Below are 8065 nucleotides of genomic sequence, written 5' to 3'. Positions count from 1 at the left end.
CGAACAACTCAACCAACCGCTCACGCTGGACCTGGCTGGCCTTACTCGATGACAACACAGAAATACTCCCCGGAAGAAGGAACCCGATTACCAGGTCCAACTTCCGGGGAGCAGTTCAAAACTCCCGCCCCACTGGCCGCGCGTCCGCTAATTGATGCGGGTGCGCTCCAGCTTCCACACCTCGCGGGCGTAGTCGCTGATCGTGCGGTCGGAGGAGAAACGACCGGACCGGGTGATGTTGACCCAGGCCTTGCGCGCCCAGGCCTGCGTGTCGGCGTGGTCCAGGGCCATGCGGTCCTTGGTCTCCCGATAGGCCGCGAAGTCCCCCAGCACGTAGTAGACGTCGGCGGGCTCGTAGCCCTGCTCCAACAGGCTCCACCGCAAGTCGTGGAACCAGCCCGAGCCGTCGTCAGACAGCGTCCCGTCGGTCAGCGCGTCCAGCACTCGCCGCAGCCCCGGCACGTTCTCGTAGTGCCAACGCGGGTCGTAGTTGCGCTTGAGCTCCGGCAACTCCTCCTCGGTGGCCCCGAAGATGTAGGCGTTGTCCGGCCCCACCGCTTCCAAAATCTCCACGTTGGCCCCGTCCAAGGTGCCGAGCGTCAAGGCCCCGTTCATCATGAACTTCATGTTCGAGGTGCCCGACGCCTCCTTGCCGGCCGTCGAGATCTGCTCGGAGACGTCGGCGGCCGGAATGATGTGCTCGGCGGGGGAGACGTTGTAGTTGTGGATAAAGACCACCTTGATGGTCTCGTTGACCTCCGGATCATTGTTGACCAGGTCCGCGATCGCGTTGATCAACTTGATGATGGCCTTGGCGCGCACGTAGCCCGGCGCCGCCTTGGCTCCGAAGATGAAGACCCGCTTCGGCACCTGCAGTCCCGGGAAGTCCTTCAGGCGGAAGTACAGGTCCAGCACGTATAGGGCGTTGAGCAGCTGCCGCTTGTACTCGTGCAGGCGCTTGATCTGCACATCAAAGATGGCCGCGGGGTCGATCTTTACCCCCTCGCGCTGCTCCACCCACGCCGCGAAGTCGGCCTTGTTGGCCTGCTTGATCTCGTGCAGGCGAGCATAGACCGACTCGTCGACGCGGTCGGTGTAGTTGGCCAGCACCGTCAGGTCCCGCACCCACTCGTCCGAGCCGGTGACGTCGTCCAGGAGCTGTGCCAACCGCGGGTTGCACTGCTTGAGCCAGCGGCGCGGCGTGACCCCGTTGGTCTTGTTGTTGAACTTTTCGGGCCACAGGTCGTGCCACGGGCCGAGGGTCTCCCGCTTGATGATCTCGGTGTGCAGGGCCGCCACCCCATTGATGGAGTACGCGGCGTAGCAGGCGATCCACGCCATGCGCACCGTGTTACCGCTGACGGGGGCAAGGTAGTCGATCAGCCCGCCGTCCATGCCGCGCTCGGCCATGTCCAGGCGGAAACGTCGGTCGATCTCGCGCACGATCTCGGCAATGCGCGGGAAGAGCCGATCGAAGATCGTCATCTCCCACGTCTCCAGGGCCTCGGCCAGCACCGTGTGGTTGGTGTAGGCGAAGGTCTCGGTGACCACCTGCCAGGCCGCCTCCCAGCCGAGACCGTGCTCGTCCATCAGGAGGCGTAGCAGTTCGGGGATAGCGAGCACCGGGTGGGTGTCGTTGAGCTGGATGGCGTTGTACTTGGCGAAGCCGGTCAGGTCGCTGCCGTGCTGGGAGACGTAGTTGGCGACGATCTCCTGCAGGGAGGCCGAGCAGAAGAAGTACTGCTGCCGCACGCGCAGCACCTTGCCTTCGAAGGTGGTGTCGTTGGGGTAAAGCACGCGGGAGATGTCCATGGTGCGCTCGCGGTCGACGATGGCGTCCGTGAAGCGCTGGGAGTTGAAGGCGTCGTAGTCGAACTCCTCCATGGGCTCGGCCTTCCACAGCCGCAAAGTGTTGACGTTCGCGGTCCCGTAGCCGGTGATGGGCATGTCGTAGGGGATGGCCCGCACGGTCAGGTCGGCGTAGGAGACGATCCGCTGCTCTTCTTCGCGGCGGATGACGAAGGGGTAGCCTTCTTCCATCCACGGGTCGGGGTGCTCGGTCTGGAAGCCGTTGTCGAAGAGCTGCTTGAACAGGCCGTAGCGGTAGAGGATGCCGTAACCCTGGACCGGCAGGTCGAGGGTAGCGCAGGAGTCGAGGAAGCAGGCCGCCAGGCGCCCCAGCCCCCCGTTGCCGAGAGCCGCGTCGGGTTCCTGTTCCAGGACCTCGGAAAGGTTTTGCCCGTAGGCCGCCAGCGCGGCCCGCGCATCCTCCACCATGCCGAGGTTGGACAGGTTGTTGAGCAGCGCCCGGCCCATGAGGAATTCGGCCGAGAAGTAGTGCTCCATCCGGCCGGCCTTGTATTTGGCGTCGGTCGCGTGCCAGGCGTCCGCAATCTTGCTGACGACGGCGGAGGACAGGCCCTGCCAAAGCTCCATCGGGGTCGCGCCAACCACGGGACGGCCCGCTCCGGCCCGAACCTGGGTGGCGAACGCCTCAGTCAGTTCTTGTGTCATGCGCCTTTCCTTGGATCTGAAACGCTATGTAACGGAACCTGAAACTCGCTCCGTTTGTTTACATGATAGGTGGTAGCGGACGGTGAACGGCGTCCGCAGGCGAGGCCTGCGGCACATCGGTTTTCCGACCGAGGTGACGGCAGCGCTGGTCAACTGTGGTCAACGGAAAGGTAATGAGTTACTCTCGGGCGGGTCAGTTGCGTGGCGTTGCTTCCCGCGCGGGAGCGGCGACGCAGCCTCCCTACGGCGAAGGGTCACCCGACTTGCAAGACATCTTGAACACGGTGCTGGAACAGATCGCTAACTATCTGTACACCTACGTGCTGATCGTGATCCTCATCGGGGGAGGGCTGTACTTCTTCCTGCGCACGCGCGCGCTGCCCCTGGTCATGCTGCCGGAGGCCGTGCGGCTGGTGCGCGAGGCCCCAGCCGAACAGGGCGCCGTCTCATCGTTTAAGGCCCTCATGGTCTCCACCGCCTCCCGCGTCGGCATCGGCAACATCGCCGGGGTGTCCACCGCGATCGCCCTGGGCGGGGCTGGTGCCGTGTTTTGGATGTGGGTCATCGCGCTGCTGGGGGCCGCCAGTGCCTTCGTCGAGTCGACTCTGGCGCAGATCTACAAGCGGCGGGCGCAGGACGGTACCAGCTACGGCGGCCCGGCCTATTACATCGCCACCGCCCTGCGTAAACCCTGGCTCGGCTACCTCTTCGCCGTGTGCCTGATCCTGACCTACGTGGGTGGTTTCAACCTGGTGGCCTCCTACACCATGTTCGAATCCATCTCCACCACCAAACTTTTCGGCCCCGACTCCCCGTTGCCCTTCCAGCCTTCCGTGCTCGCCGGTTTCCTGCTCGCGGCTGCCCTCGGCCTCGCCGTCTACGGCGGGGTGAAGTGGCTGGCCAACGTCACGGCCGTTCTCGTGCCCTTCATGGCCATCAGCTACCTGCTGCTGTGTTTCATCGTCATCGGGGCCAACATCACCTCGGTGCTCGATGTCTTGATCGCCATCTTCCGGCAGGCTTTTGACCTGTCCGCGTTCGGGGGTGGCTTCGCCGGCTCGGCCATCATGCTCGGCATCAAGCGTGGCCTGTACTCCAACGAAGCGGGGGTGGGCTCCGCCCCCAACGCCGCTGCCACCGCCTCCGTCTCTCACCCCGCCAAACAGGGGCTGGTGCAGATGCTGTCGGTGTGGATAGACACGATGGTCATCTGCACCGCCACCGCCCTCGCACTGCTGTGCTCCGGCGTCGGCGGCCTAGGTGCCGACGGCACCGTGCTCAAGGGTGCGCCCTACGTGCAGGCCGTGTGGCAATCCGTCTTCGGTGCGCTCGGCCCGCACCTGGTCACCGCCGCCCTCCTCGTCTTCGGCTTCACCACCCTGCTCGGCAACTACTTCTACGCTGAAGCCAATCTCCGCATCGTGCTCCGCAGGGAGCCCTCCGAACCGGCCCGCAATGTCTTCCGGCTGCTGTGCATCATCGTGGTCTATTTGGGGGCCAACGCCCAGTTCTCGGTGGTCTGGAACGCCGCCGACATCATCATGGGCGTGCTCGTGCTCATCAACATGCCCTCCATCCTCGTGCTCGGTCGTCACGCCCTGCGCGCCCTCCAGGACTACCGGGGCCAGCGGCGGCGCGGCCGCAACCCGGTCTATGTCGCCGCCGACAACGGCGTGACCGAAACAACCGACTACTGGCGCTAGGCGGGAGCGGCCCGGCCACTAGGGTGAGAGGGTGGTCGCGCCCCACACCGCTCCCTCCAGGCGCCCGCCTCCGCGTCTCACGGCCCAGGCGGGCCCCAGCAGCGCAGAAAAACACTCACCCGGGGCGCCCGCCGAGAGCCTCTTCGCCCGCATAGTGCGGGTCGACGGGCCTGCCGCCACCTACCAGGCAATAGCCCTGCTGGCTTGTGGTGGCCTCGGTCTGCTCTACCTGCTGCTCGTGTTGCCCGGTTGGGCCGCCTCCATCCGCGCCCTGCCCCCACCCTTGGCGTGGCCCATGCTGGCCTGCTACCTCGCCGCCCCGCTCGCCCTCCTCTTCGCTTGCCTCGCGGGCGGTGCGCGCCCCCGCCGCGACCGCTCCTGCGGTTGCCGCCGCTCTCGGCGCTGGTGCGCGCGGGCAGCCGTCCGCCACGGCAAGCAAGGCGCCTGGCTGGCCATCGGGCTGTACTTCGCTGCCTTCCTGCCCGCCGTGATCGTGACAGCCACCGGGCACACGGACCTCCTGCGCCCCTCCGCCGCCCACTTGGGTAACCTGTTCGTCTTTGCGGGCGCCACCCTGCCCGCCACCTACCTGGTCGCCGCCACCCGCTGGCGGCCGCTGACCGTCGTCCTTGGCCTGTGCATCGCCGCCCACGCCTACCTCGCCCTGCGCCTCACCGATGCCTCGCCACTCACTCTGCCCGTCGATCTGCTCTTCTGGTACGGCTGGGCCCTGCCCCAAGGCATCGTCGCCTGGTGGTTCCTCACCGAGGGGCGCGTCACCGACCGGGCCCGCCGCCGCTCCCAGCGCGCACGACTGGCACTGGCCCAGTGGGCGCAGCGAGTGCGGCAGCGGCGCGGCATGCAGGCCGCGGTGCACGATCACGTCGTGTCGGTGCTGCGCGCCGGGGCCTGGGGGCTGGCGGGCAGCCTGCCGGAGCTGCCTGCGCTGGCGCGGCGCGGGCTGACGGTGCTGGAGCGGGGAGCAGAGGACTGGGCTGGTCCGACTTCCAGTCGGCAGCTGCTCGACCAGCTGGCGGCGCGCGTGGAGCTGGACGCGGCGTTGCGCGGCGGCATTACCTTCACCCACCTGTCTGCGGCAGAGCGGCAGCTGCCTGCTGGGGTTGGGCATGCATTGCGGGAGGCGGCCCTGGAGGCGCTGCGCAATATCGCCCGGCACGCCCGTCCGCTGGCGGGTGGGCAGTGGGGCAGCGTGCGGGTCGAGACCGAGGCGGGCGTGTGGGTAGAGATCACCGATTTTGGCCCGGGTTTCGATCCCCAGCGTCTGGGGGTCGATCGGGCGGGGGTGCGTGGCTCGATTCTGGCGCGGGTGCAAGCGCTGCCGGGTGGCAGTGCCGAGGTGACTAGCGCGCCGGGGCTGCGCACGCGGGTGACCCTGAGCTGGCGGCCGCCAGCTCCCGCAGACGGGGACGACGACGTGCTCCGCGACCTTGGGCAAGCCGGGGGCGCGGGCCGACCGGGCTGGTGGGCGCGGCTGGGCGGGCCGCGGGGGCGCGCCTGGCTGACGGCGTTGACGTTGGCGGCCACCCTGGCCCGGGTGCTGGGAGACCTGCCGGAGTACGACCGCCCGTGGCGGCCATTGGGGGCCTGGGCGGCGATGGCGGTGGGCATCGTGCTGGTGTTCGTGCCGGAGGTGTGGGCCTCGGCGCGCGGGCGCGCGGCCGTGGTCTTGGGGTGCTACGGCCTGGCGGTGTGGGGTGTGAGCGTGGGCGCGAGTGGGCCAGCTGGCTCTCACTTTGTGTCCGTGGAGCTGTTGGGGGCGTGGCTGCTGGTAGGTACGGGGCTGCGGCGCTGGCAGGCAGGGCTGGCGGTCTACGGCCTGGGGGAGGCCTGGTTGTGGGTGAGCGCGGCGTTAGGAAACATTGGGGCCCACTGGGTCTTTGTATCGGGGGCCTACAAGCTGGCGGGGCTGGTGGTGGTGTCGGTCGGGGCGGTGTTGGTGGGACGCACCCGACGGGCGACTCGGCGGGCCTGCCAGGCCGCCGACGATTTGGCCGCCCGCGCGCAGCTGGCGGCGGCCCGCAGCGCCGTGTTCGACAGCGAATTAGCTGACGTGGCCGGTGCCTGCCGTCGACTCCTGCTACAGCTGGCGGCCGGACAGGCGGGGGCGGACCTGCAAGCAGAGTGCCGGGCGGTGGAAGCGCAGGTGCGCGACCACCTGACGGGCGGGCATTTGGCGCGCGTGCCCGCGTTGCGGGAGGCGGTGACGGCGGCGCGGGCCGCCGGGGTCGAGGTGGTGTTGCTGGATCACTCCGGGGCCGACGGCGAGTTCGTCGAGGACGTGCTGGCGCTGTTTCCCGACGGCTGGGTGCGGGCCGCGGGGCAGGCGGGGTACTGGGTGCGCACCGCCGTCGACGCCGCGGGGACGCAACGCGCGGCGGGGGGGGAAAGGGAGCGGCGAGTCGGAGACCGGGGGGAGCGGGGCGTCGCCGACAGGGGTGGCCGAGCGGTTGTTCGTGCCCGACGTCTCGCGGGCCGACCTGGCGCGGGTGGCGGAACGGGGGATCGAAGCGTTGCAACGGGCCATGTTTCAGCGCACGGCAGGTGCGGCCCGGGTCACCGTGCGCCTGGCGCCTCCGACGGAGGTGGCGAGCGTGGGCAGTGTGCTGCTGGCGCTCGCCGACGATCTCGAAGTGTGGGACGTGGCGCGCGAACAGGGCGCTGTGGTCAATCATTGAACTGAATGAAGGAATATCAATTCTTATATTCGTGGCGCCTGTCACCTCTAACACCTCCTTGTCTGAAGCGATTAAGTCCAGCAAATAGGCCAAACAGTGTGGCGTTAAAGTGTGAAGGTAGCTCGCATGTCGCCGAAGTAACACCAGAAAACCTGTGAAAACTCTAGAAACGTGCTGTAGTTTGACTTATAGGCTCACAAATCGGCAGCTGGAGAGCGCATCCTGGTGACACCGTACTGCAAGGAGGCAAGATGGTTGATGAAATGTCGCGGTGTGCACGAGTTTGCATAGTTGACGACGATCCAATCGTCTCCTGTGGGGTCCAGTTCATGTGTCAGAAAAATGAGCTAGAATGGCTGGGCGGTTCAAGCAGTGTCAAAGAACTATTGTCGTTAGATGTACTTATGTCGGGAGATGTGGTACTCCTCGATATGCAACTACAAGATGGTTCAGAAGCGCATGAAAACGTAGTGGCGCTACATGCAGCCGGGGCCAGAACTATAGTGTTTACCAGTGGGATAGACCTCAGACTAGTACGCGGCGCTGTAGCCGCCGGCACTTGGGGTATTTTGAATAAAAATGAGTCTCTGGCCACTGTGTGTGAAGCCATAAAACAAGTTGCTGGAGGGGAGGTTTTGGCCTCAGGAGTTTGGGCAGAGGCTGTGCTCGCCGATTGGGAAATATGTGATCAGCTAAGCGACAAACATCAGAGCATTCTGAGAGAATACTCTCTCGGAGTTCCTGCCAAGCATGTTGCTAAAAAATTACAGACGCCGAAAAATACAGTAAATGCTTATATGCAGCAGGTAAGGGACATGCTTGCGGAGAAGCATATAAAGGTCGAAAATCGCGTAGACGTATATCTTGCCGCAATCAGATTCGGGCTAATTAGTCCTAGTAATGCAAGGTAAATAAACAAGAAGTCCTGCACAATATCAAACTGGTGACGATAGTGCTCTATAGTTTATCGCTTGTTGCGAAGAAAGGGGACGTGAAACAACGTCAATTAAAGGAAAGGCGTGTGTGTTATTTGCCTCATTCTGCTAATGGGATGTTCGTAATCCAACAGTAGGTTCGATGGAGGAGTCTTTAATGAATCCGGAGCAAGTAAATCAAAATAGAGTACGAAGGGATTGCTCTGTTCTATGCCGA

The 8065-nt window shown here is 65.2% G+C and carries 3 protein-coding genes and 1 pseudogene; 3 read left to right on the top strand and 1 reads right to left on the bottom strand.

Annotation, left to right across the window (positions count from 1 at the left end; all coding sequences use genetic code 11):
* Positions 1-147: 147 nt before the first annotated feature.
* Positions 148-2520 (bottom strand): annotated as a pseudogene (locus BSZ40_RS10570) (glycogen/starch/alpha-glucan phosphorylase); the annotation flags it as partial.
* Positions 2521-2687: 167 nt separating this feature from the next.
* On the opposite strand from BSZ40_RS10570, the gene BSZ40_RS10565 reads away from it, so the two are divergent.
* From BSZ40_RS10565 to BSZ40_RS10555, 3 genes are all read left to right on the top strand, one after another.
* Positions 2688-4217: an alanine/glycine:cation symporter family protein gene (locus BSZ40_RS10565; protein ID WP_187343215.1), complete on the top strand. Its 1530-nt coding sequence runs from the start codon at positions 2688-2690 to the stop codon at positions 4215-4217.
* A gap of 31 nt (positions 4218-4248) precedes the next feature.
* Positions 4249-6918 carry a sensor histidine kinase gene (locus BSZ40_RS11970; RefSeq protein ID WP_073826195.1) on the top strand — a complete coding sequence of 890 codons (2670 nt, stop codon included), beginning with the start codon at positions 4249-4251 and terminating at the stop codon, positions 6916-6918.
* 246 nt (positions 6919-7164) lie between these two features.
* Entirely contained in the window at positions 7165-7824 is a 660-nt protein-coding gene (locus BSZ40_RS10555; RefSeq protein WP_073826193.1) for a DNA-binding response regulator, read from the top strand.
* Positions 7825-8065: the final 241 nt, after the last annotated feature.

It is taken from the genome of Buchananella hordeovulneris (genome assembly GCF_001907235.1).
Classification (GTDB): domain Bacteria; phylum Actinomycetota; class Actinomycetes; order Actinomycetales; family Actinomycetaceae; genus Buchananella; species Buchananella hordeovulneris.
The sequence above is the reverse complement of the archived record's forward strand: the minus strand, read 5'-3'. Positions and strand labels throughout refer to the sequence as shown.